Annotated in this window: 22 protein-coding genes; 7 read left to right on the plus strand and 15 right to left on the minus strand. The window is 72.8% G+C overall.

Annotation, left to right across the window (positions count from 1 at the left end):
- Window positions 1-222: 222 nt before the first annotated feature.
- From cobT to ACIP5M_RS34070, 7 genes are all read right to left on the minus strand, one after another.
- On the minus strand, window positions 223-3,354 hold the full coding sequence (gene cobT, locus ACIP5M_RS34040; RefSeq protein ID WP_401204387.1) for a nicotinate-nucleotide--dimethylbenzimidazole phosphoribosyltransferase: 3,132 nt from the start codon (window positions 3,352-3,354) through the stop codon (window positions 223-225).
- 280 nt (window positions 3,355-3,634) lie between these two features.
- On the minus strand, window positions 3,635-4,846 hold the full coding sequence (cbiE, locus tag ACIP5M_RS34045; RefSeq protein ID WP_401204390.1) for a precorrin-6y C5,15-methyltransferase (decarboxylating) subunit CbiE: 1,212 nt from the start codon (window positions 4,844-4,846) through the stop codon (window positions 3,635-3,637).
- 62 nt (window positions 4,847-4,908) lie between these two features.
- The gene (locus ACIP5M_RS34050; protein WP_401204393.1) at window positions 4,909-5,598 is read right to left on the minus strand and encodes a GNAT family N-acetyltransferase; all 690 of its coding nucleotides are present in this window, start codon (window positions 5,596-5,598) and stop codon (window positions 4,909-4,911) included.
- Window positions 5,599-5,776: 178 nt separating this feature from the next.
- The gene (locus ACIP5M_RS34055) at window positions 5,777-6,640 is read right to left on the minus strand and encodes a MetQ/NlpA family ABC transporter substrate-binding protein (RefSeq protein ID WP_401204396.1); all 864 of its coding nucleotides are present in this window, start codon (window positions 6,638-6,640) and stop codon (window positions 5,777-5,779) included.
- A gap of 89 nt (window positions 6,641-6,729) precedes the next feature.
- Window positions 6,730-7,398: a methionine ABC transporter permease gene (locus tag ACIP5M_RS34060; RefSeq protein WP_215018761.1), complete on the minus strand. Its 669-nt coding sequence runs from the start codon at window positions 7,396-7,398 to the stop codon at window positions 6,730-6,732.
- On the minus strand, window positions 7,395-8,531 hold the full coding sequence (locus tag ACIP5M_RS34065) for a methionine ABC transporter ATP-binding protein (RefSeq protein WP_401204398.1): 1,137 nt from the start codon (window positions 8,529-8,531) through the stop codon (window positions 7,395-7,397). Before ACIP5M_RS34065 ends, ACIP5M_RS34060 begins: the two co-directional genes overlap by 4 nt.
- Window positions 8,532-8,923: 392 nt before the next feature.
- Window positions 8,924-9,571, minus strand: coding sequence for an HAD-IA family hydrolase (locus tag ACIP5M_RS34070; RefSeq protein ID WP_401204401.1), 648 nt, complete (start codon window positions 9,569-9,571; stop codon window positions 8,924-8,926).
- Between the two features lie 68 nt (window positions 9,572-9,639).
- Between ACIP5M_RS34070 and ACIP5M_RS34075 the strand changes: the two genes are divergently transcribed.
- Together ACIP5M_RS34075 and ACIP5M_RS34080 are read left to right on the plus strand one after the other, a co-directional pair.
- Window positions 9,640-10,008, plus strand: a complete 369-nt coding sequence (locus tag ACIP5M_RS34075) for a hypothetical protein (protein ID WP_401204403.1) — start codon at window positions 9,640-9,642, stop codon at window positions 10,006-10,008.
- Complete coding sequence (locus ACIP5M_RS34080) at window positions 10,001-10,417, plus strand: hypothetical protein (RefSeq protein ID WP_401204406.1); 417 nt, start codon at window positions 10,001-10,003, stop codon at window positions 10,415-10,417. Before ACIP5M_RS34075 ends, ACIP5M_RS34080 begins: the two co-directional genes overlap by 8 nt.
- Before the next feature lie 94 nt (window positions 10,418-10,511).
- Here the strand turns inward: ACIP5M_RS34080 and ACIP5M_RS34085 are convergent, their stop codons facing one another.
- From ACIP5M_RS34085 to ACIP5M_RS34095, 3 genes are all read right to left on the minus strand, one after another.
- Complete coding sequence (locus ACIP5M_RS34085; protein ID WP_401204409.1) at window positions 10,512-11,018, minus strand: GNAT family N-acetyltransferase; 507 nt, start codon at window positions 11,016-11,018, stop codon at window positions 10,512-10,514.
- 37 nt (window positions 11,019-11,055) lie between these two features.
- Window positions 11,056-11,577 carry an RNA polymerase sigma factor gene (locus ACIP5M_RS34090; protein WP_401204412.1) on the minus strand — a complete coding sequence of 174 codons (522 nt, stop codon included), beginning with the start codon at window positions 11,575-11,577 and terminating at the stop codon, window positions 11,056-11,058.
- A 73-nt stretch (window positions 11,578-11,650) separates the two neighbouring features.
- On the minus strand, window positions 11,651-12,859 hold the full coding sequence (locus ACIP5M_RS34095; RefSeq protein ID WP_401204414.1) for a glycerophosphodiester phosphodiesterase: 1,209 nt from the start codon (window positions 12,857-12,859) through the stop codon (window positions 11,651-11,653).
- 224 nt (window positions 12,860-13,083) lie between these two features.
- On the opposite strand from ACIP5M_RS34095, the gene ACIP5M_RS34100 reads away from it, so the two are divergent.
- Entirely contained in the window at window positions 13,084-13,755 is a 672-nt protein-coding gene (locus ACIP5M_RS34100) for a lysophospholipid acyltransferase family protein (RefSeq protein ID WP_401204417.1), read from the plus strand.
- A 7-nt stretch (window positions 13,756-13,762) separates the two neighbouring features.
- Here the strand turns inward: ACIP5M_RS34100 and ACIP5M_RS34105 are convergent, their stop codons facing one another.
- The 3 genes from ACIP5M_RS34105 to ACIP5M_RS34115 form a co-directional block, all read right to left on the minus strand.
- The gene (locus ACIP5M_RS34105; protein ID WP_401204420.1) at window positions 13,763-15,238 is read right to left on the minus strand and encodes a membrane-associated oxidoreductase; all 1,476 of its coding nucleotides are present in this window, start codon (window positions 15,236-15,238) and stop codon (window positions 13,763-13,765) included.
- 69 nt (window positions 15,239-15,307) lie between these two features.
- Window positions 15,308-16,852, minus strand: a complete 1,545-nt coding sequence (locus ACIP5M_RS34110; protein WP_401204423.1) for an MFS transporter — start codon at window positions 16,850-16,852, stop codon at window positions 15,308-15,310.
- Complete coding sequence (locus ACIP5M_RS34115) at window positions 16,852-17,400, minus strand: TetR/AcrR family transcriptional regulator (protein ID WP_401204425.1); 549 nt, start codon at window positions 17,398-17,400, stop codon at window positions 16,852-16,854. Before ACIP5M_RS34115 ends, ACIP5M_RS34110 begins: the two co-directional genes overlap by 1 nt.
- Before the next feature lie 89 nt (window positions 17,401-17,489).
- Here ACIP5M_RS34115 and ACIP5M_RS34120 point away from each other — a divergent pair, with 89 nt between their 5' ends.
- On the plus strand, window positions 17,490-18,008 hold the full coding sequence (locus tag ACIP5M_RS34120; protein WP_401204428.1) for an HAD domain-containing protein: 519 nt from the start codon (window positions 17,490-17,492) through the stop codon (window positions 18,006-18,008).
- Between the two features lie 67 nt (window positions 18,009-18,075).
- Here the strand turns inward: ACIP5M_RS34120 and argH are convergent, their stop codons facing one another.
- Complete coding sequence (argH, locus tag ACIP5M_RS34125; protein WP_401204431.1) at window positions 18,076-19,503, minus strand: argininosuccinate lyase; 1,428 nt, start codon at window positions 19,501-19,503, stop codon at window positions 18,076-18,078.
- A 285-nt stretch (window positions 19,504-19,788) separates the two neighbouring features.
- On the opposite strand from argH, the gene ACIP5M_RS34130 reads away from it, so the two are divergent.
- Genes ACIP5M_RS34130 through ACIP5M_RS34140 form a run of 3 tightly spaced genes read left to right on the plus strand, consistent with a single transcriptional unit; the run spans window position 19,789 to window position 22,595 of the window.
- Complete coding sequence (locus tag ACIP5M_RS34130; RefSeq protein WP_401204434.1) at window positions 19,789-21,303, plus strand: HEAT repeat domain-containing protein; 1,515 nt, start codon at window positions 19,789-19,791, stop codon at window positions 21,301-21,303.
- 8 nt (window positions 21,304-21,311) lie between these two features.
- The gene (locus tag ACIP5M_RS34135) at window positions 21,312-21,893 is read left to right on the plus strand and encodes a pyridoxamine 5'-phosphate oxidase family protein (RefSeq protein ID WP_401204437.1); all 582 of its coding nucleotides are present in this window, start codon (window positions 21,312-21,314) and stop codon (window positions 21,891-21,893) included.
- A gap of 6 nt (window positions 21,894-21,899) precedes the next feature.
- On the plus strand, window positions 21,900-22,595 hold the full coding sequence (locus tag ACIP5M_RS34140) for a L,D-transpeptidase (protein WP_401204615.1): 696 nt from the start codon (window positions 21,900-21,902) through the stop codon (window positions 22,593-22,595).
- A 15-nt stretch (window positions 22,596-22,610) separates the two neighbouring features.
- On the opposite strand, the gene ACIP5M_RS34145 is transcribed toward ACIP5M_RS34140, so the two are convergent.
- Window positions 22,611-23,174 carry an arginine repressor gene (locus ACIP5M_RS34145; protein WP_401204439.1) on the minus strand — a complete coding sequence of 188 codons (564 nt, stop codon included), beginning with the start codon at window positions 23,172-23,174 and terminating at the stop codon, window positions 22,611-22,613.
- Window positions 23,175-23,179: the final 5 nt, after the last annotated feature.

Consider the following 23,179-nt stretch of genomic DNA (forward strand, 5'->3'; position numbering starts at 1 on the left):
GAACATGTCGAAGCGGGGGCTTCGTGCGCGAGCCGAGGAGACACTCCGGCGGGGCACCGCCCCAAGCCCCGCTCCGGACCCACCCGGAGGACACCCCCAGCCCCGCCGGCGTTTGAGGCGAACCACACCCCGCCCGGGGAACGGGGCCCCGCCCCACGGGCACCCCCCAGCCCCGCCGGCGATTGAGGCGAACCGGGGCCGGCCCCGGGGGGACCGCGCGGGCTATTTTTCGGTGACGCCCGCCGAGTCGAACGTGGCGACCTCGTGCATCGCGCGGGCCGCGCTCTGGACCAGCGGAAGGGCCAGCAGGGCGCCCGTGCCTTCGCCGAGGCGGAGGTCCAGGTCGACCAGCGGACGCAGGCCGAGCTTGTTCAGCGCCGCGACATGGCCCGGTTCCGCGCTGCGGTGGCCCGCGATGCACGCGGAGAGCGCTTCGGGGGCGATCGCGCGGGCCACCAGGGCGGCGGCGCCGGCGCTGACGCCGTCCAGGATCACCGGGGTGCGCAGGGAGGCCCCGCCGAGGAGCAGGCCGACGATCGCCGCGTGCTCCAGGCCGCCGATGGCCGCGAGGACGCCGATCGGGTCCGCCGGATCCGGCTGGTGGAGTTCCAGGGCGCGGCGTACGACCTCCACCTTGCGGGCGTGCGTCTCGTCGTTGATGCCCGTGCCGCGGCCGGTGACCTCGGCCGGGTCGACGCCGGTGAAGACCGAGATGAGGGCCGCGGAGACCGTGGTGTTCGCGATGCCCATCTCGCCCGTGAGCAGGGCCTTGTTGCCCGCCGCGACCAGGTCGCGGGCCGTCTCGATGCCGACCTCGATGGCCGCGACCGCTTCCTCGCGGGTCATCGCCGGGCCGGTGGAGAGGTCCGCCGTGCCCGGGCGGACCTTGCGCGGGAGCAGGCCCGGCGTGGCCGGGAGGTCGCCCGCGACGCCCACGTCGATGACGCAGACCTCCGCGCCGACCTGGTTCGCGAAGGCGTTGCAGACCGCGCCCCCGCCGAGGAAGTTCGCCACCATCTGGGTGGTGACCTCCTGCGGCCACGGCGTGACGCCCTGGGCGTGGACCCCGTGGTCACCGGCGAAGATCGCGACCGCGGCCGGCTCGGGGATCGGCGGCGGGCAGACCCGGGAGAGGCCGGCGAGCTGCGCGGAGATGATCTCGAGCATGCCCAGCGCCCCGGCGGGCTTGGTCATGCGCTTCTGCCGCTCCCACGCCTCGCCGAGCGCCTTCGCGTCGAGCGGGCGGATGCCGGCGACCGTCTCGGAGAGCAGATCGTGCGGCTCCTCGCCGGGCAGCGCGCGGCGTCCGTACGTCTCCTCGTGCACGACCCAGGAGAGCGGGCGGCGCTTCGACCAGCCGGCCTGCGCCAGTTCGGGCTCCTCGGGGAACTCGTCCACGTATCCGACGCAGAGGTAGGCGACGACCTCCAGGTGCTCCGGCAGGCCGAGCGTGCGGACCATCTCGCGCTCGTCGAAGAAGCTGACCCAGCCGACGCCGAGGCCTTCGGCGCGCGCCGCGAGCCAGAGGTTCTCGACGGCGAGGGCCGAGGAGTACGGGGCCATCTGCGGCTGGGTGTGCCGGCCGAGGGTGTGGCGGCCGCCGCGGGTGGGGTCGGCGGTGACGACGATGTTCACCGGGGTGTCGAGGATGGCCTCGATCTTGAGTTCCTTGAACTGCTTCGCCCGGGCCTTGGGCAGCGAGTTCGCGTAGGCCTCGCGCTGGCGCTGGGCGAGCTCGTGCATCGTCCGGCGGGTCTCGGCCGAGCGGATGACGACGAAGTCCCAGGGCTGGGAGTGGCCGACGCTGGGCGCGGTGTGGGCCGCCTCCAGGACGCGGAGCAGCACCTCGTGCGGGATGGGGTCGGTACGGAAGCCCTTGCGGATGTCGCGGCGCTCGCGCATGACGCGCAGGACGGCCTCGCGCTCGGCGTCGTCGTACGCCGGGGCGGCCTCGCCGGCCGGCTCGGCGGGTACGGGCTCGGCGGCCACGGGCTCGGTGTCCGCCGGGGTGGCCTCGGCGGCCGCCGGCGCGGGCTCCGCCGGGGTCGCGGGCCCGGCCGCGGCGGGCAGTTCCGCCGGAACCGGCTCGGCCGCCGCCGGTGCGGGGGCTTCCGGTACGGCCGGGGACTCGACGGGTGCGGCGAGCGCCTCCGGGGAGGGCTGCTCCGCGGGTACGGCGGCCTGCGGCTCGGCCGGGACCTGAACGGGCTCGGCGAGCGCCTCCTGGGAGGGCTGCTCCGCCGGCGCCTCGGGCAGGGCCTGCTCGGCGGGTACGACGGCTTCCGGCGCGGCCGGGGCCTGAACGGGCTCGGCAACGGCCTCCGGGGCGGCCGGGGCGGGGGCGGCGGGCTGCACCACCGTTTCTGCGGGGGCGGCCTGCGCGACCGGCTCGGGGGCCTGGACGGCCTCCACCGGGGCGGCCTCCACCGGGGCGGCCTCGGCCGCGAGGGGCTCGTGTGCGGCGGGTACGGCCGGCTCGGCCGGGGCCTCGGCGGGCGCGAGGGGCTCCGGAGCGGCCTCCATCAGCGGCTCCGGCACGGCGACCGGCTCCGGCTCGGCGGCGGCCTGCGCCACCGGCTCCGGTGCGGCCTCCGCGACCGGCTCGGCGACCGGGACGGCCTCGGCGGCCGGGGCAGGGGCCGCGACGGGCTCGGCGGTCGCGGCAGGAGCCGGCTCCGGCGCCCACGGTGCGCCCGCCTGCGGCGGGATCTCGCTCAGCTGCGGTACGGGGGCCGGCCCGGCCTCACCGCGCGGGACGTCCAGGTACTCGGGGCCGGTGGTCGGCGGACCGGGCTGCCGGACCGGCATCGGGGCCGCGGCGGGCCCCCGGTCCGCGAGGGACCGTACGACCCCACCGGTGGCCTCGGGCACGGGCGGCCCCATGTGCAGCGGCCGCCGGACCGGCGCGGCCTGTGCGGGCTGCGCCACGGGAGCCGCGGGCGGCGGGACGACGAGCCCGCCGAGGTCGAGCGCGCCGGAGTCACGGCCGCCCGTCTCGTGCGCGCCCGCGCCGTAGGAGGGGAAGTCGGGATACGCGGCGGGCTCGGCGTACGCCGCCGGCGCCTCGGGGTACGACGGCTCGGCGCCGTAGGGCGCCTCCGCGTAGGCGGGGGGCTCGACGGGGAAGGCGGGGGCCTGCGGGACGACCTGGGGGTCGCTCCACGCGCCCTGGCCGCTCGGCATGAGCAGGAGTTCCTCGTCCTCCGGCTCGGCCGGGTTGTCCACGAGGTCGTGGAAGGCGTAGCCGGGGGGCAGCGGCGGCGGCATCTGGAGCGGAGCGGGCATGCCCTGCTGGTCCACCATGCCCGCGTTGTCCGGGTGACCCTCGCCCGGGACCTGGCCGGTGTCAGTCATGCGTACCCCTCGCCCATCGGTGTTGCCTCTTCGATCGCCCGGACGCCCACAGGGCCGCCGCGCGGAGTTGCCGTGCGGGTTTGCCGTGCGACGCGTTCACCTCGCGTGCGCCTGCGCAGCCGCGGCAACCAGTAAGCATTGTCGCGCCCGTTGGCGACCGTGGCGGCCATAACCGCCGTGGTCCACTGTGGACTGCGCCACGTCGCGCGTCCTGCGGTGCCGTGATGCCCGAATCGTCCGGGGCAGTACGACGATCGGCCAGCCTACCCCGGCCCTCGGCTCAGCGGGTCACGGGGCGTTCGGCGGACAGCAGGAAGACGACGGAACGGTCCTGTTCGGTCCAGGTACGGGTGTCCAGGTCCACGGACTGGAGCAGTGCGCACTCGACGGCGTACCCGTGTTCGGTGAGCGTGCGGCCGATGGCCTCCGCCTCGTCGCGCGTGGAGGCGTGGCTGACGATCCGTTCGGGGCGGCGGTCGGCGACGGCCGCGACGACGGCCGCTCCCCCGCCGCCGACGCGGACGACATCCGGCTCGGGAAGGTTCTCCAGTACGTGCGGTGCGCGCCCGGGGACGACCTGGAGCTGCACGCCCCGCTTGCGGGCGGCGGCCGTTGCGCGTTCGCAGGCGTCCGGGTCGCTGTCGACGGCGATGACGGCGGCGCCGAGTGCGGCGGCGTCCACGGCGACCGCGCCGGAGCCGGTGCCGATGTCCCAGACGAGGTCGCCGGTGCGGGGGCCGAGCCGGGCGAGCTGTGCGGCCCGCAGCTGCGCGGACTCGCCTTCTGCCGCGTCGGCCTGGGGCTTGGCCCAGCCGCGGCCGGCGGGTCCGGGGGCCTGGGCGGCGCTCTGCCCGAGCAGCCAGCCGGACTCGGCGGTGGAGACCTGTCCGGCGCCGCCGATGACGATGACGACGTTGGGGGCGCGCCAGGTGTGGTCGGCGGCCTTGTCGGAGGTGAGGACGCTCACCTGCTCCTTGTCGGTGCCCAGTTCCTCGCAGACGACGAAGGTGCGGTGGACTCCTTCGAGCAGCAGGGCGAGTTCGGCGGGGCCGGCGCCGGGAGAGGTGAGGACGGCGACCTTGGCGTGGGCGCGGCAGACGTTGACGGCGCGGCGCAGGGTGCGCGGGTGGGCGACGACGACCTGGGCGTCGTCCCAGGGCATGCCGGCGCGGGCGAAGGCGGCGGCGACGGAGGAGACGGCCGGGACGACCTCGACCTCCAGGCCGTGCTCCGGGGCGCGCAGGGTGCGTACGACCCCGAAGAAGCCGGGGTCCCCGTCGGCGAAGACGACGGCGGTGCCGCGGTGGCCGGCGATGCGGCGCGCGGCGAGACCGAGGCTGCCGAGGCGGATGCGTTCGGCGGTGGGGGGGACCTCGGGGAGTGCGAGGTGGTGGGCGGCGCCGGCCACGAGGGTGGCGGCGGAGAGCGCGGACCGGGCGGCCGCGGTGAGGGGCGAGCCGTCCCAGCCGATCACCGTGACCCGGTCGGCCATCGTCGTCAGTCTCCTGGGGTGGGGGCGGGGGTCCGGGACGGTGAGACTACCTGGTCATCGGTTCATTTCCAGTCGGCGCCGACGGGGTGTCCGTTCGCGTCGGCCCGCTGCTCGTAGCCGGTGTAGGCGTCGTAGCCGTCGTATCTGTCGTAGTCGCCGTAGTCGTCCGCGTCGTCGAGGTCCTCGGGGACGAGGCTCCAGACGATGAGGTCGGTGCGGGTGTCGGTCCAGGTGCCGTCGGCCGTCTGCGTGCGCACCATTCCCGCGTTGCGCAGGACCCCTTCGCTGATGCAGCCGATCTTCTGGGCCACCTGCTGGGAGGCGGTGTTGTCGGCGGCGGTGCGCAGTTCGAGGCGTTCGAAGCCCTGGTCGCGGAAGAGCCATTGGGTGACGGCGAGCACGGACTCGCTGGCGTAGCCCTCGCCGCGGGCCCAGGGGGCGGTGACGTAACCGACCTCGGTGGCGCGGGTGCGCCAGTTGGTGTTCTGGAGGTGGACGATGCCGACGAGGCGGTGGGTGAGGAACTCGGTGACGGCGAAGACGATGCCGCGGCCCTCGGTGCGTTCGGCGTGGGAGTCCCTGGTGGCCCAGGCGCGGGCGTCGGCGTGGGTGTAGGGGTGCGGTACGGAGGTCCAGGCGGTGACGTGCTCGTCGTTCATCATCTCGGTGAGTGCGGTGACGTCCTCTTCCTCGAAGGGGCGCAGCACCAGCCGGTCCGTGCTGATGGTGACGTCCGGGAAGGTGGTAGTCATGCGCAGCTCCATGCCTGAGACCGTGGTGCGGGACCGTTTGGACCGTTTGTGCGGGTCGTAGGCCACAGCATGCAGCATGGGCCGGGGGATGTGCAGGGCCGGGTTGCCCGGATGCGGGCAGACCTCGGCCCCGTACGCCGACAGGGGCGTACGGGGCCGGAGGTCATGGCCGGGTGGTTCAGGAGGCGGGGGTGCCGAAGGCCGGGACGACCGAGCCCTGGTACTTCTCCTCGATGAACTTCTTCACGTCGTCGGAGTTCAGCAGCTTGGCGAGCTTCTGGATCCGCGGGTCGTCCTGGTTGCCGTCCTTGACGGCGAGGAAGTTGGCGTACGGGTTGCCCTCGGCCTCCTCCAGGATCAGCGCGTCCTTGGCGGGCGAGAGCTTGGCCTCGATGGCGTAGTTGCCGTTGATGACGGCGGCGTCGACGTCGTTGAGGGCGCGCGGGACGGTGGCGGCCTCCAGCTCCTTGAACTCCAGGCCCTTCTTGTCGGTGATGTCGGACAGCTTGGCGGCGGTGCCGACACCCTCCTTGAGGGTGATGAGGTGGTTCGCGGCGAGCAGCTGGAGCGCGCGGCCCTCGTTGGTGGTGTCGTTGGGGACGGCGATGGTCTGGCCGGCCTTGATGTCGGTGAGGGCCTTGAGCTTCTTGGAGTAGAGGCCGAGGGGTTCCAGATGCACGTTGACGACGGGGACGACGTGCGTGTTGTTCTTCTTGTTGAAGTCGTCGAGGTACGGCTTGTGCTGGAAGTAGTTCCCGTCGACCTGTCCCTGCTCGGTGGCGGTGTTCGGCAGGACGTAGTCCGTGAACTCCTTGACCTCGAGCTTGAGGCCTTCCTTCGCCGCGAGCTTGTCCTTGACGAAGTTCAGGATGTCGGCGTGGGGGCTCGGGGAGGCCGCGATGACGAGCGGCTTGCTCTCGTCGGTCTTGCCGCCCGCGGTCTTGGCGGAGGACGGGTCCGAGGAGCTGCCGCAGGCGGTGAGGCCGAGGGCGAGCGCGGTGGCCGTGGCGGCGAGGGCGGTGACCTTGATGTTCTTGCGCACGAAGAGTGCCTTTCTTGCTTTTTTCGGGGGTGGTGGCCCAAGCACGACAAGTGCGGGCCTTCTGGGAGGAGAAGTCCTGTCGGCCCGGTTCAGGCTGTCCGGCCGCGGCGGGCCAGGAGACGGACCACGCCGTCGCCGATCAGCTGGATCACCGTGACGATGGCGATCAGGACGACGACGGTGGCGACCATGAAGCCGGTTTCGAACCGCTGGAAGCCGTAGGTGATGGCTTTGGAGCCGAGTCCCTCGCCGCCGACGGCGCCGGCCATGGCGGAGTAGCCGACCAGGGTGATGACGGTGGTGGTGACGCCGGCGACCAGGGAGGGCAGGGCCTGCGGGAGGAGCACCTTGCCCACGAGGGTGGGGATGCCGCCGCCCATGGATTCGACGGCCTCGATCAGGCCGTGGTCGACCTCGCGGACGGCGGTCTCGACGAGCCGGGCGAAGAAGGGGACGGCGCCGATGGCGAGCGGGACGATCATGGCGGTGGGGCCGATGAAGGTGCCGACGACCGCGGTGGTGACCGGGATCAGGAAGATCAGCAGGATGATGAACGGCAGTGAGCGGCCGATGTTCACGATCACGCCGAGGACCTTGTTGAGCGGCCGGTTCTGCAGGAGGCCGCCCTTGTCGGTGAGGACGAGCAGGATGCCGATGGGCAGTCCGCCGAGGACGGTCACCAGGGTGGACCACAGCACCATGTAGAGGGTGTCGTAGGTGCCCTGGGTGAGCAGGGGCTGCATCTCGGACCAGGTCACTTGGCACCATCCTTGACCAGTGCGGCCAGTTCTTCGTCGAGCTCGCCGGCCGTGCCGGCCGCGTCGGTCGTGTCTGCCGCGTCGGTCGTGTCTGCCGCGTCGGTCGTGTCTGCCTCGTCGGTCGTGTCTGCCTCGTCGACGACGTCGACCTGGAGCCCCTGCTCGCGCAGGAAGCCGACCGGGACGACGTTGTCCTCGTAGCGGCCGGGCAGTTCGATGCGCATGCGGCCGATCTGGCGGCCGGCGACGGTGTCCATCGCGGCGCCGAGGATCGAGATGTCGATGTTGTACGTGCGCGAGAGCTGGGAGATGACCGGCTGCGCGGTGGTTTCGCCGTGGAAGGTGACGTCGACGACCGTGCGGTCGGGGCCGGTGGCGGCGCCGGTGACGGGGAAGAGTTCGGCGGCGAGCTCGGAGCCGGGCGTGGCGAGCAGTTCGGCGACGGTGCCGGACTCGATGATCCGGCCCCGCTTCATCAGGGCTGCGGAGTCGCAGACGGACTTCACGACGTCCATCTCGTGGGTGATGAGCAGCACGGTGAGGCCGAGGGCCTGGTTGAGGTCGCGCAGCAGCTGGAGGATGGAGCGGGTGGTCTCGGGGTCCAGGGCGCTGGTGGCCTCGTCGGACAGGAGCACCTTGGGGTCGCCGGCGAGGGCGCGGGCGATGCCGACGCGCTGCTTCTGGCCGCCGGAGAGCTGGGCGGGGTAGGCCTTGGCCTTGTCGGCGAGGCCGACCAGGTCGAGGAGTTCCAGCGCCTTGCGGGAGCGCTCGCGGCCGGAGACGCCGAGGATCTCCAGGGGCAGCTCGACATTGGACTGGACGGTGCGCGAGGACAGCAGGTTGAAGTGCTGGAAGACCATGCCGATGCGGCTGCGGGCCTCGCGGAGCTCCTTGCCGGCGCGGCGGCCGCGGCCGGCCAGCGCGGTGAGGTCGACTCCGTCGACGGTCACGGTGCCGGTGGTGGGGCGTTCCAGCAGGTTCACGCAGCGGATCAGGGAGGACTTGCCGGCGCCGCTCTGGCCGATGACTCCGTAGACCTCGCCCTCGCGGACGTGGAGGTCCACGCCGTCCAGGGCGGTGACCTCGCGGCCACGGGACTGGTAGACCTTCGTGAGGCCCGATGTGGTGATCACAGGATTTCCGTCGCTGTCGAGTGCTCGGCGCAGCGGGTGCCGGGCACGGGGCAAACATCTGGGACGCGATACGGTCAACCCGCCGAAAAGGCGTGAAACGGCGGTGGGGACGCGTGCGCGGGGCAGGAGCGGTCCGGCGTGCTGTTCGACAGCGGGCGCGGAGCGGCTCGGCCGGTCTCGCTTCGGGGCGCGAGACTGCAGGGAAGGGGCCCTCAGAAGGCGCACATTCGACACATACAACGAGCACCGGGCGTCATCGTCGCCTCGGTCGCAAGGGTGCGGCTGCTCGTCGTGGTCATGGGCCCCAGTAAAGCAGACGTATCCCTTCACCGATCAATGACGTCCGCATAGCGGACGGAAAGCGGCCGCATACCGGACAACACCGGTCGGCCTCAGCCGTCCGTCCCGAGGGTCAGACCCTCCCGGGTGACCTGCACCGTCACGGCCGAGAGGTCCCGTACGACCACGTCCGCGTCGAGTTCGGCGGCGCCGTGCGTTGTGGTCAAGGCCACGGTCCGCATGCCGGCCGCGCGCCCGGCCGCCAGGCCCGCGGGGGCGTCCTCGAAGACGACGCACCGGGCCGGGTCCACGCCCAGGCGCCGCGCGGCGAGCAGGAAGGGCTCCGGGTCGGGCTTGCCGCGGGTGACGTCGTCGGCGGCCACCAGCTCGGGGACATCGATGCCGGCCTCGCGCAGCCGGGCCTCGGCGAGCGCGCGGGTGGCGGAGGTGACCACCGCCCAGCGCCCGGCGGGCAGAGCGGACAGCAGGTCCTTGGTGCCGGGGAGCAGCACGACACCGCCCGCCACGTCCTCGATCTCCAGGGTCTCGATCCGGGCGAGGGCCCCGGCACGCACGGCGGCGGGCAGCAGCTCGGCGACGATCTCCACGGCGGGCCGGCCGTGCAGCTCGACGCGGGCGAAGTCCTCCTCCCCGATCCCGTACTCCCGGGCCCAGAGGGTCCAGCAGCGCTGGACGGACTCGCTGGAGGAGACGAGCGTGCCGTCGTTGTCGAACAGGAGGGCTTCGGCGTGCAGCTTCATACCCTCCAGCAAAGCCCGGGGCCAGGGGTGCGCGCATCGGGTCTTTCGGCCCGTAATACCCTCGCTGCATGCTCGACGCCCTGACGGTCGCCATCGGCGTGGCCGCACTCGCCCTCGCCGCCTGGTGCGGTAACGCCGCGTGGCGCGACCAGCCGACCAAGGACTGGCACTTCATCGGCATGGCCGTGGTGACCGTACTGGTCCTCGCGCAGCTGGCAATCGGCCTGGTCCAGCTCGGCCGCGGCGAGAAGCCCGGGCAGGGCACGGTGCTGTTCGTCGCCTACCTGCTGGGCGCCTTCGCGGCGGTGCCGGCGGCCGGGATGCTCTCGCTGAGCGAGCGCACGAAGTGGGGTTCGGTGACGGTGTCCGCGGGCGCGGTCGTCCTGGCCGTCCTCGAAGTACGGCTCTACGACATCTGGGGAACCACCGGTGCCTGACGCGACGACCGCCACTCCCGCCGGGCGAAAGCGGCTGGTTTCCGGGCCCGGGCTGCTCCTGGTGTGGCTGTACGGGGTGATGGTGGTCGGCGCGGTCTCGCGCTCGGCCTTCCAGATCTCCACCGAGTTCGACCGGGCGCCGCTGGCGTACTCGCTGTCCGCGGCGGCGGCGCTGGCCTACGCCTTCATCACGTACTCGCTGGTGCGCGGCGGGGAGGCGGCCCGCAAGGCGGCGCTGGTTTGCTGCGGCGTGGAGCTGGCGGGGGTGCTGGCCGTGGGCACGTGGACGCTGGTGCGCCCCGAGTCCTTCCCCGACGCGACCGTGTGGGGGCAGTTCGGGATGGGCTACCTGTTCATCCCGGTGATCCTGCCGATCACCGGGATGATCTGGCTGCGCCGCAAGCGGTAGCGCCGACCGCGGGCGGCCGGGGCAACGCGACGGCGGGCCCCCGGGAACCGGCGACGACCGCCAGGTCCCGGGTGCCGGCCGTCACCGCCGGGGCCTACGCGCTGACCGCGAAATCGCTGGCGTCCTTGGCGTCCTTCTCCAGGATGACCAGCTGGACGCCGTCGGAGGCCGTGCGGCCGCCGACCTTGGTGTAGCCCGCCTTGCGGTAGAGCCGCAGGTTGGACTCGCTCTTGTGCCCGGTGTGCAGGCGGAACCGGGTCGTGCCGCCGCCGCCCGCGAGGGCTTCCTCGACGGCGCGCAGCAGGCGCGCGCCGAGGCCGTGGCCCTGGAGGCGGGGGTGCACGCACAGTTTGGCGATCTTTCCGGTGCCGTCCTCGTCGACGCTGCCGCGCACGGTGCCGACGACCTCGTCGCCGAGCCGGGCCACCAGGACGGTGTCGGTCGCCAGTTCCCCCTTGAGGGAGTCCAGGGACTGGGTGAGCGGCTGGATGGAGTAGTTGCCGTACAGCTCGGCCTCGCGCTGGAAGGCCAGGTACTGCAGTTTGAAGATCTGCTCAGCGTCCTCGGCAGCCGCCGCCGAAATGGTCACGCTCATGCCCATGTGCGCATGCCTCCCGCTCACCTGGTAGCCCGTTGGTCTACCGCTCCTTTCCCCGCAGGCCAGGAGCCGCAACCTCTGCAGCCAGCATTCTGCGCAGACATCCCAGGCAACGGGAACGGACGGGCCCCAAACTTCCTTGTGAGATACCCAACTCTCCTGCGATTTCACGGTAAGTGAGGTCTCTGGGCGAAAGAAGTGCCTTCATCAGCTCGGGACAGCGTCCGGGCAATCGGGCGACCGCCGATCGGAGGGCACGGGTCTCCTCCCCGTGCAGGAGGGCGTCTTCGGGTGCGGAGCCCACCTGAGCGGGCGTCATGCCGTAGGGGATCTCGCGCCGGGCGCGGCGCCGGGCCCGCCGGGCCTCCGCGCGCACCGCCCGGCGCAGCCAGCGGGCTCGGCCGGTGGGGTCCGGGTCGCGGGGGCCGCTCTCCAGCAGCCTGACCCAGACGGCTTGTTCCAGGTCGGCCGCCTCGACTCCGGCGCCCGGGGCTTCCGCGGCCGCCTCGGCGGAGAGCAGCGGGCCGAGCTTCTCAAAGACGTCAGCCTTCAGCAGGTCCATGCCGGGCGGGACGAGTGGGCCGGGTCCGGCGGTTTCCCGGCCGGGCCCGGCCCACTCGTTCGGGAAGGCCCGCTCAGTGGTTGACGGGCCGGCGGCCCGGGCGGAAGGCCTCCGCCGCGAGCAGTCCGGTGTCCGGGTTGTCCGTGAAGATGCCGTCGATGCCCTGTTCGAAGTACGTCCGGAAGGCGCCGAAGGCGTCCCCGTACGCGGCGGGGTCCGAGCCCTTGCGGTGGCCGGCCGGCAGGAAGGTGTTCTCGTTGCGCGCGGTGTAGGGGTGCAGGATCAGCCCCTGGGCGTGGGCGTCCGCGACGAGCGTGGTGGGAGTGCCGAGCCCGCCGGACGCGTCGCGCGGGAGGATCAGGTCCATGGTCGGGCCGATGCCCTGGGCGAAGCCGGCGATCCACCGCAGGCCTTCGGGCTTGACGAGGTCCGCGACCGTACGCGGGTCCCCGGCCAGTTCGAAGTCCCACGGACGGGTGTTCGCCGCGGAGAGCAGCACCACGCGGGGCGCCGAAACCAGCCGCGAGAGCCGCTGGATGCTGGAGGGCTCGAAGGACTGGAGGAAGAGGGCGGCGCCCTGGCCGTCGCGCCGGTAGCGGCGCAGCAGCTTCGCGAGGGGCTCCTCCAGGGGCAGGCCGAGGGCGCGGAAGTAGCTGGGGTGCTTGGTCTCGACGTGCAGCCAGACGGCCCTGCCGCGCCGCTTGCCCTCGCGGTCGGCCCAGCGCAGCACCTCTTCGAAGGTGGGGACGGCCCACTGGCCGTCGTAGAGCGTGTTGCGCTGGCGGACGGCGGGGATGCGTTCCTTCGCCCGCAGGGTCTTCAGCTCGGCGAGCGTGAAGTCCTCGGTGAACCAGCCCGTGACGGAGACCCCGTCGACGGACTTGGTGGTACGGCGCGGGGCGAACTCGGGGTGGTCCGCGACATCGGTGGTGCCGCCGATCTCGTTCTCGTGGCGGCACACCAGGTGCCCGTCCTTGGTCGGGACCAGGTCCTGCTCGATGACGTCGGCGCCCAGGTCGAGGGCGAGCTGGTAGGAGCCGAGCGTGTGTTCCGGCCGGTAGCCGCTGGCGCCGCGGTGGCCGATCACCGTCGGGCAGGGCAGGTCCCGGTAGCCGCCGCGCCGGCCCGCGTCCGGCGACCCGGCCGCCGCCGGGTCCGGTACGGCCGTGTCCGCCCCGGCCGCGGCGGCCTGGGCCGCCGAGAGCGCCGTGATCCCGCTTCCGGCTGCCAGGACGGCCGCCGCCCCCAGGACCGTGCGCCGTGCTGCCCCACCCTGCGTCATGAGTGCCACTCCTCGCTGCCGGAACGCCCGAATCGGCGTGCCGATCGTAGGCAAGGGGCGGTGTCGAACGGGGGTGCCGTTGCGGAACATGGCGGAAACGTACGTCAACACTGTGTATCGACTCGTGAACCCGATGTGCGATCAGTGGTGACGCGCGAGTATCGTCCTCACCTGCACTACCGCCGTGTGGTGCGCATCCGCTTGCCGATGCCGGAGGGCTCACGTTGTTCCGTACCAGGCTCCTCAAAGCCACTGTCGGACCGGTCATTCGTCTGATCATCCGCACCCGTGTGGAAGGCATCGAGAACATTCCGGGCACGGGGCCGGTGATCCTGGCGGGCAATCACCTCACCTTCATCGACTCGATGCTCCTGCCGCTGGTGTGTGACCGCATCGTCCACTTCATCGGCAAGGACGAGTACGTCACGGGCAAGGGCATCAAGGGTCGCGCGATGGCGTGGTTCTTCACCGCCTCCGGCATGATCCCCGTCGACCGCGACGGGGCCAACGGCGGCGTCGCCGCCCTGATGACCGGCCGCCGGATCCTCGAAGAGGGCAAGATCTTCGGCATCTACCCGGAGGGCACCCGCTCCCCCGACGGCCGGCTCTACCGCGGCCGCACCGGCATCGCCCGCCTGACCCTGATGACCGGCGCGCCGGTGGTCCCCTTCGCGATGATCGGCACCGACAAGCTCCAGCCGGGCGGCGCCGGCATGCCGCGCCCTGGCCGGGTCACCATCCGCTTCGGCGAGCCGATGGAGTTCTCCCGCTACGAGGGCATGGACCGCGACCGGTACGTGCTGCGCGCCGTCACCGACTCGGTGATGGCCGAGGTCATGCGGCTGTCGGGCCAGGAGTACGTGGACATGTACGCCACCAAGGCCAAGGCCGCCTGAGACCGTTTCACTGCCGCCGCAGTGACCGGCTGACGCCCGCCGCCGTGGTGGTGGCGAGGACCCAGCCGGTCACGATCAGCAGGTACGACAGCCACTGGTACCAGCCGCTCGGCGCGTAGGCGGACTCCTGGCCGAAGCCGATGATCGGCAGCATCAGGTCGATCGTGTAGAACACCGCGTTGAAGTCGGGGGCCTCCCCTTCCTTCAGTGGCCGGGGCGAATGGATCCCGTATGCGATCGTCCCGGTCACCAGCAGCGCCAGCAGCCAGCCCGCCGCCCGCAGCGGCCGGAAGCCGTAGCCGACGGTGCCGTCCTGGAGCAGCCCCCAGACCCGGGCCGCCCGGGGCAGGGTGCGCCGGTGCCGGCGCAGCTTGGCGAGCTGCACGGTGCGGGCGGCCGCTTCGTCCCCGGCCGTACGGTAGGCGGCGGCGAGCTGTTCGTAGGCGTACGGGAGGTAGCCCGACTCCTCACGCTCCAGCGCGGGCAGCCGCTCCTCCGCGGGAAGGTGCGGGGCGAGGGTGCGGTAGGTCAGGCCGTCGATGCGGATCTGCCGTGGCCAGGTCTCGGGCGGCATGTGCAGCAGGTCGAACTGGGAGCGGCGCAGGTTCACCCCGCCCTGGATGGTTGCGCATGACCTGAGCCAGACCTCTCCGATCAGGCAGCTGGATGCGCGCAGGGCGACGCCGCCGGGGTTGGCGAGGCGGGCATAGGCGAGGTTGAGCTGGCCCGGTATGCGGGAGCCGCTGATGTTGATCCGGCCCTGTGCCTCCAGCCGCATGGCCCGCAGGTCGGTGCCCACCGTCAGCGTCTCACCGTGCAGGGCGGTACCGCCGGGGGCGAGCAGGCGGGCGTCGTCCAGGTTGATCTGGCCGCCGACGGTGGCGCCGTTGGCCCGCATCTGGCCGTGGACGGTGAGTCCGAACGCGATCACGTCGGTACCGATGTGGGCGTGGTTGAACTGGAGCGGCGCCTCCTCGGCCTCCTCGGCGGCGCCCGGCATTCCGATGACCGCCTTCTGGAGGAAGAGGCCGCCCGCGATCCGGGCCCCGGCGAGCCGCACCGGCCCGGTGATGCGGCAGCAGGGCATCCGCAGGACGACGTCGATGCTGACGGAGGTGGCGGTCAGGCCGGGCAGGGTCGAGTCGGTCAGTACGAGGGCCCGCAACTGGGCCCCGTAGACGAGCGGTTTGCGCTCGAACCAGCAGCCGCGCAGCCGGATCGCGTGCTCGACGACGGCGTACTTGAGGTTGAGCTTGCCGGTGATCCGGGCGCCCCTGATGTTGAGCCCGGCGACCTGGCCGCGGGCGCTGGTCCCGTTCAGCAGCAGACTCGTGAGCACCTCGGCCCGTACGGTCCGCTCGGGGCCCCAGCCCTGGCCATCGGAGGCGTCCTCGTCGGGGCCCTGCCGGAAGTCGACGCGTTCGCCGCGCGGGAAGGCGTCCCAGACGCGGCGCTCCGCCGGGGTGAGCTCGTTGATCTCCATCGCGGGGATGGTGTCCCGGGGTCCGACGGACTGTCAACTCCTGGCCGGATCCGATCGTTTGCGGCCGCCTCAGTGCCCGGCGCCCTCCTGGAGCTCCTGCCCCTTCAGCAGGAACCAGGCGGCCACGGCGGTGGCCAGCAGCACGGCCGCGCCGACGCCCGAGGCGAGCCGCAGCCCGTCCACGAAGGCGTCCTGGGCGGCGCCCACCATCTGTGTGGCGGTGGCCGGGTCCACCGCCTTGGCGGCTTCGACGGCGCCACCGAGCGATTCGTGCGCGGCGTCGGCCACGGGGCCCGTGACGGTGGCCGGGGCGGTGAAGCCCTGGTAGACGCCGGTGACGATGGAGCCGAGCAGGGCGATGCCGAGGGCGGCGCCGAGTTCGTACGCCGTCTCGGAGACGGCGGAGGCCGAACCGGCCTGCTCCTTGGGCACGCTGGAGAGGATCACGTCGGCGGTGACGGTGAAGGAGAAGCCGGCGCCGAGTCCGACGACGAGCAGGGCCGCGCCGAGCAGCGGGTAGCCGCTCTCCTTGTGGAGCAGGGTCAGCGCGCCGAGGGCCAGGCCGATGGCGCCGAGGCCGCCGGCGACGATCGACCGGACCGAGTACCTGCGGGCGTACCGGCCCGCGACGAGACCGGTGACCACGGCGCCCACGGCGGCGGGCAGTTCGGCGAGACCGGCTTCCAGCGGCTCGCGGCCCTGGACGAGCTGGAGGAACTGGGAGAGGAAGAAGACGAGCCCGGACAGGCCGAAGACGGTGAGGAGGTCGGCGAGGACCGCGCCGGAGAAGCCGCGGTGCCGGAAGAGCCGCATGTCGAGCAGCGGGGACGGCAGGGTGAACTGGCGGCGGACGAAGGCGTACAGCGCGGCCGCGCCGAGCGCCGCGGTCCCCGCGACTTCCGGGGTCAGGCCGTGGGTGGCGGCTTCCTTGACGGCGTAGACGACGCTGATGACACCGACGAGGGAGAGGCCGACGCTGACCAGGTCCCAGGGACCGGCGACCGGGTTCTTGGACTCGGGCAGCAGCTTGATGCCGACGATGACCAGGGCGGCCATGACGGGCAGGTTGATGAGGAAGACCGAGCCCCACCAGAAGTGCTGGAGCAGGGCGCCGCCGACGACCGGGCCGACGGCCGCGCCGGCGGAGGCGGTGGCACCCCAGATGCCGATGGCGAGGCTGCGCTCCTTGGGGTCGTGGAAGATGTTGCGGATCAGCGCGAGGGTGGAGGGCATCAGGGTCGCGCCGGCCACGCCGAGCAGGGCCCGCGCGACGATCATCATCTCGGGGCTCGTCGCGTAGGCGCCCAGGACCGAGACGGCGCCGAAGGCGGTGGCGCCGGCGAGGAGCAGCTTCTTGCGGCCGATGCGGTCGCCGAGGGAACCCATCGAGACGAGCAGTCCGGCGATGACGAAGGAGTAAATGTCGCCGATCCACAGCAGCTGGGTGCCGGACGGCCCCAGGTCCTCGGAGAGGGAGGGGGTGGCGAGACCGAGTACCGTCGCGTCCACCGCGACCAGCAGGACGGCCAGCACGAGTACGGAGAGGGCAAGCCAGCGCGCGCGGCTCGCGACCCCCGTCCCCGCGGTCGGGCTCGACTGCTTGGTACCGCTCATCACTCCACGCTCCGTCGTGCGCCACCGAGCAGCAGCTCGATGATCATGTACTGGAAGTCCTTGGCCGCGACCCGGCCGTCCATGACGGCCCAGGCGCAGGTGCCGATGAGGCCGTAGAGGGCCTCGGTGAGCCAGGCGGGGCTCAGGTCGATCCGGATGTCGCCCTCCTGCTGGCCGCGCCGGAAGAGGGCCCCGACGCGGGCGTCGAGGCGGGCCCAGCCCTCGTTGATCTGGTCGCCCTCGAAGAGCTGGTTCTCGGTGACGAGGAAGGCCAGCAGCTCGGCGTTCGGCTCCGTCTCCGCGACGAGCCTGCGCAGCGCGTCGACCGCGCTGCCCTCGTCGAGGCGGGCGTTGTCGAAGGCCACCTCGAATTCCCGGATGCCCAGTTCTTCGAGGGCCCGTACGAGGGCGTCGCGCCCGGCGAAGTGCCGGTGGAGGGTCGCGCGCCCGATTCCGGCGGCGCGGGCGACCTCGTCCATCGTGGCGGTCGACTTGCGGGAGAGCAGGGCCGCCGCGTCGCGGAGCACCTGGTCACGATCCATGGCCATGAGACAAGCATAACCCGAATGAGACGTCAGAGTCTCATTCGGGTGGTAAATGAGCTGCCGAAGAGGCAGAAGAGAGGAATCCTTCCGAGATGAAGCCGACGAAGCCCCTGCTGCTGATCGACGTCGACGGACCGCTCAATCCCTACGCGGCCAAGCCCCAGCGCCGCCCCGACGGCTACACCACCCACCGCATGCGGCCCACGGGCTGGAGGGAGTCCGAGCGTGCGAAGCCGCTCCGGGTGTGGCTGAACCACGGCCACGGCGCGGAACTCCTCGCACTGGCGGAGGCGTACGAACTGGTCTGGGCCACCACCTGGAAGGACGAGGCCAACGACTGGATAGCCCCGCACCTCGGCCTGCCCCGGCTGCCCTTCATCGACTGGCCGGTGATGCACGGCCGGGCGCCGCGCGGCACGTTCTGGAAGACGCAGTACGTCCTGGAGTACGCGGGGACGCGGCCCTTCGCGTGGATCGACGACGACATCACGGCCATGGACCGGGAGTACGTCGAGCAGCGCCACCCGGCACGGGCCCTGCTGATGCGGATCGACGAACGGATCGGGCTGGTCCGGGCGGACTTCGACGCACTGGCGGACTGGGCCTCGTAGACGCCGGAGGGGCGGCCGGAGCACGGGCTCCGGCCGCCCCTCCGCGAGGTGGGACCACTGCTTGTGGCTACTGCTTGTGGGCCGCCCAGGCGTGCTGGATGACCAGGTCGGCCTTGAGTTCGGTCAGCTGGAGCGCGACCGCCGAGGGGGCGGTGCCGCCGCGGCCGTTGCGCGAGGCGAGGGCGCCCTTGACGTTCAGGACGGTCCGGACCGCGGGGGTCAGGTGCTCCGAGATCTTCGCGAACTGCTCGTCCGTCAGCTCGTCGAGCTCGATCCCGAGCACCTCGCAGACCTTGACGCACTCGCCGGCCACCTCGTGCGCCACCCGGAAGGGCACGCCCTGCTTGACCAGCCATTCCGCGATGTCGGTGGCCAGCGAGAAGCCCGCCGGAGCCAGTTCCTCCATCCGCTCCCGGTTGACCGTGAGGGTGGCCATCATGCCGGTGAAGGCCGGCAGCAGGACCTCGAGGGTGTCGCAGGAGTCGAAGACCGGCTCCTTGTCCTCCTGGAGGTCCCGGTTGTAGGCGAGCGGCAGGGCCTTGAGGGTGGCCATGAGCCCCGTCAGGTTGCCGATGAGGCGGCCCGACTTGCCGCGCGCCAGCTCGGCGATGTCCGGGTTCTTCTTCTGCGGCATGATCGACGACCCGGTCGAGAAGGCGTCGTGCAGGGTCACGAAGGAGAACTCCTTCGTGTTCCAGATGATGATCTCCTCCGCGATCCGGGACAGGTTGATCCCGATCATCGCGGTGATGAAGGCGAACTCGGCCACGAAGTCGCGCGAGGCCGTGCCGTCGATCGAGTTGCCGACCGAGCCCCGCTCGAAGCCCAGGTCGGCGGCGACCGCCTCCGGGTCCAGGCCCAGCGAGGATCCGGCCAGCGCGCCCGAGCCGTACGGGGAGACCGCGGTCCGGGTGTCCCACTGGCGGAGCCGCTCGGCGTCCCGGGACAGGGACTGCACGTGGGCGAGCACGTGGTGGGCGAAGAGCACCGGCTGCGCGTGCTGGAGGTGGGTGCGGCCGGGCATCGCCACGTCCGCGTGGCTCTCGGCGAGGCCGACCAGCGCGTCCTGGAGGTCCGCGAGCAACCCGCCGATGGTCCGGGCGTGATCGCGCAGGTACATCCGGAAGAGGGTGGCGACCTGGTCGTTGCGGGACCGGCCGGCGCGCAGCTTCCCGCCGAGCTCGGCGCCGAGGCGCTCCAGCAGGCCGCGTTCCAGGGCGGTGTGCACGTCCTCGTCGGCGATGGTGCCGGTGAAGGAGCCGTCGGCGACATCGGCTTCGAGCCGGTCGAGGCCGGCGATCATGCGCTCCAGCTCCTCGGCCGTGAGCAGACCCGCCTTGTTCAGCACGCGGGCGTGGGCGCGCGAGCCGGCGATGTCGTACGGCGCGAGGCGCCAGTCGAAGTGGACCGACGCGGACAACTTCGCAAGGGCCTCGGCGGGGCCGTCGGCGAAGCGGCCGCCCCAGAGCCGGACGTCACCGTTGTTGCTGCTCACAGCTACTGCTCCTCAAGACTGCATGGCTTCGGGTGTGCAACGACCTCCCCGCCGCGGAGGTAGCGGGGAGGTCGCCTGGTCAGTGGGTGGCCGGACGGCTCGGGGCGGCCCCGGCGGGACCGGCGAGGTCGCGGCGGGGCGTGTCCCGGTAGGCATAACTATGCGCTACTCCGTATGTTTCGTCAATCGCCGCCCGCGCTGCGCCGTCTGACCAGGGCGGATATCAGGAGCGCCACACCCCGGCCAGAGCTACGATCGGCGGTCCGTACCGGAGGGGGAGGGGTCATGGGCGCCGCGCTGCAGCAACAGATCGAGGAGGGCCGGGCCGCGGCCGCGGGCCTGCTGCGCGGCGAGCGCCTGGGGATCGGCGGCGTCCGCCGCCCCGTGCTGCCCGTCTCGTGGCTCGCCCTCGACTCGGAGATCCGGCGCGGCCCCTCCCCCTCCCCGGGGTCACGGGGTTTCGACCGGATCGAGGTCCGTCTCTGCCACCCCGACGGCCGGATCCGCGAGGCGGCGCTGGACGCTCCGCGCCCGCCGCTCCCGCTTGTCGCGATCCGGTGCGCCGACTGGGTCCCGGCCGTCCGCGACCGCGCCCGGGCGGTGCTCGCCGACGCCCTGGCCACCCGACCCGCAGACACCCTGATCGAGCTCACCCCGCTCGTGCTGCGGCTCGCCGGGCGCGAGCGGGGCGTCTGGGCGCGCGATCTCTTCGCGGCCGCGCTGCGCGCCGGGGACCCGGTCACCGCTCCGTGGTGGCGCCCCGCACGTCCCGCCCGGTGGTGGCGCCCGGCCAGGGCCGCCCGCACCATGACCGGCGAGGAGCCCGACACCGTCCTGGCCTGGCTGCGGCGCAGCGGCGACCTGCCGACCCGGCGGTTCGCCGCCGGCCTCACCCTCGACGCCGGGCTGTTCGGCGTACGGGAGCTCGCCCGGCGGGCCGCCGAGGAGCGGGACCCGGCCACGGCCCGGCTCTGGGCGGATGCCGCCCTGGCCGCCATGGCCGCCGAAGGGCCGGACGACGAGGCGGTCGACGCGCTGCTGGGCGGACACCTCCCGATGGTCCGGGCGGGCGGGGTCACCGCGCTGCGCCGGGCCGGCCGCGCCGCCGAGGCCGCCGGCCACCTGGCCGACCGCTCCTCGCTGGTCCGGGCCTGCGCCCGGTGGCTGGTCCGGCAGCACGGTGGGGACCCGTACGCGCACTGCCGGGCGCTGGTCGAGGATCCGGCCCGGGTCACCCCGTACGCCGTCGCCGGTTTCGCCGAGTGCGCGAAGCCCGCGGACGCGCCGCTGCTACGCGCCCTGCTGGAGCGGCCCGGGCCGGGTGGTGACGCGGTACGGGCCGCCGCCGTTGCCGGGCTGCGCGCTGTGGGCACCTCCGAGACGGCCCTGCTGCGGACGCTGCTCGACGACCCGTCGCCCGCCGTGGCGCGGGAGGCCGCGCGGGGGCTGCTCCCGGACGCGGGAGGGCTGCCGGGCGACTGGCTGGCGGCCCGGATCTCCCCGGACCGCCCCCCGCACACCCGCCGGGCCGCCTATCGCGTGCTGCACGCCCGGGGCGGCGTCGACGGGCTGCGGGCCTCCGTCGAGCTCCTGACGGACAGTGACCCGGTGCTGCGCCGGGTGGCCGCGCAGCGCGTGCAGAGCCTGTGGTCCCCCGAGCGGCCCCCGGACCTGCCCGTCCGGGACCCCGAGGTCGGCGCCCTGCTGGACCGCTGCACCGGACTGTTCAGCGACCACGTCATGCGGCGGATGCGTTCCCGTCTCGGAATTCCCCTCGGCCCCTCCCGGCCGGCCGGATAATGATCCGCATGGGAAAGCTCTACGAACGCATAGACGGCCGGCTGCGCAGGTTCATCGAGGAGCAGCCGGTCTTCTTCACGGCCACCGCCCCGCTCGCGGACGACGGCCACGTCAACCTGTCCCCCAAGGGCCGCGCCGGCACCCTCGTCGTCCTCGACGAGCAGCGGCTCGCCTACCTGGACTTCGGCGGCAGCGGCGCCGAGACCATCGCCCACGTCCGCGAGAACGGCCGGATCACGCTCATGTGGTGTGCGTTCAGCGGCCCGCCGAACATCGTGCGCATCCACGGCGAGGGCGAGGCCGTTTTCCGTGACGATCCCCGCTGGGGAGAGCTGATCGGCCACTTCGGCGAGGCCGACGGGCCGGCCGCCCGGGCCATCATCCTCGTGCGCGCCCGGCGCATCGCCGATGTGTGCGGGTACGCCGTCCCCCTCATGGAGTACCAGGGGGAACGCACCCTCCACGCGGAGTACTTCGGCCGCAAGACGGACGACGAGTTCGGGGAGTACTGCGAGAAGAAGGAGTTCATCGGGACGAGCCTCGACGGCCTGCCTGCGCTGCCTCTGCCCCTTCCGCCCCGTACCGTCTGACATGTGCTGCGTACCGCTCTCGTCACCGGCGTGACGATCGTCACCACCCTGCTCGCCCAGGGGCCCTGGAGTCCCGATCCGCTGCCCGCCCGCCTGGCCGACACCGGCGGCGGCAGCCAGCTCATCACCGCCGTCGCCCCCGGGCCCGGCTCCACGACCGGACGCCTGACCTGGTGGGACCGGCGGGCGGGGCGGTGGTTCGAGGCCGGGAGCGCGGACGCCCGCTTCGGGTCGAACGGCCTCACCGAGGGCGCGACCCGCACGCAGGGCACCAGCACCACGCCGACGGGCCTGTACGAACTCCCGTACGCCTTCGGGATCCGCAGCGCGCCGGCGGGGACGGAGTACCGCTACCGGCGGGTGACCGACGGCTCGTGGTGGTGCCAGGACAACGCCTCCGCCGCCTACAACCGCTGGGTGGAGCCGCTGCCGGCGGACTGCGCGCCGGGCGAGGCGGAGCACCTGGTGGCGTACGCGTCCCAGTACGCCCATGCGCTGGTCATCGGCTTCAACTACGCCGAGCCGGTACGCGGCCGGGGCGCGGGCATCTTCCTGCACGTCAACGGCAGGGGGGCGACGGCCGGTTGCGTGTCCGTCCCGAAGCGGGCCATGCGGGAGATCCTGCGCTGGGCGAACCCGCGCCGCCACCCCCACATCGCCATCGGCACCGAGTCCGGGGCCCTGGCCGTCACCCGGTATTGAAGCCCCCGACCGTGGCTAGCCCTCCTTCTGGGCCAGCCGCAGCATGTGGTCGGCCAGGGCCTGGCCGCCCGCCGGGTCGCGGCTGATCAGCATCAGCGTGTCGTCGCCCGCGATCGTGCCCAGGATCTCCCGGAGTTCGGCCTGGTCGATGGCGGAGGCGAGGAACTGCGCCGCGCCGGGCGGGGTGCGCAGGACGACGAGGTTCGCGGAGGCTTCCGCCGAGATCAGCAGTTCCCCGGAGAGGCGCCGCATGCGCTCCTCCTTCGCCGACTCGCCGAGCGGCGCCTGCGGGGTGCGGAAGCCGCCCTCGCTGGGGACCGCGTAGATCAGCTCGCCGCCGGTGTTGCGGATCTTCACCGCGCCCAGCTCGTCGAGGTCGCGCGAGAGCGTCGCCTGGGTGACGCTCAGCCCGTCGTCGGCGAGCAGCTTGGCCAGCTGGCTCTGGGAACGGACCGGCTGCCGGTTGAGGATGTCCACGATCCGGCGGTGGCGGGCGGTGCGGGTCTGCGGGACGGCCTGTCCTCCTCCAGACTCCGTCTGGGAGGACCCCCAGTGCTCGTTGTCCTGCGCCTGGCTCATCGTCG

Origin of the sequence: Streptomyces sp. NPDC088762, assembly GCF_044750905.1 — a bacterium.
Lineage (GTDB): Bacteria > Actinomycetota > Actinomycetes > Streptomycetales > Streptomycetaceae > Streptomyces.